This window comes from Streptomyces sp. P17, assembly GCF_032436805.1.
Classification (GTDB): domain Bacteria; phylum Actinomycetota; class Actinomycetes; order Streptomycetales; family Streptomycetaceae; genus Streptomyces.
The window spans coordinates 1-258 of record NZ_JAVRBF010000561.1; the positions used below are offsets into that span (position 1 = coordinate 1).

A 258-nucleotide genomic window follows, 5' to 3' on the forward strand; every position below is an offset into this window, starting at 1 on the left:
GGCGACACAAGACCGAGACCGACAGCGATCCGCGATCCCTGCGCGGTGTTGCAATCGGCGTGAGCTGGTGCCCAGTTGCTCTGCTCCCAGGTCAGGTGCGGATGTGTGGCTCGGGGCTTGATGTGCTGCACGGTGCACGCCTGCTTGTGTGGGTGGCGCAGGCTGTAGTCGATCGGCATGCCGCAGATGACGCATGGCAGGTCGCCCGCCTGCCCATGTCGGCGCACGAGAGCGAGCGCATCCTGTGCTCGCTTCCCG

Annotated in this window: 1 protein-coding gene; it reads right to left on the reverse strand. The window is 66.7% G+C overall.

All coding sequences use genetic code 11. From position 1 onward, the window contains the following. Positions 1-227 (reverse strand): HNH endonuclease (locus tag RMT89_RS46275; protein WP_399498934.1); only part of this gene is annotated, 227 nt, incomplete at its 3' end. Between the last annotated feature and the right edge of the window lie 31 nt (positions 228-258).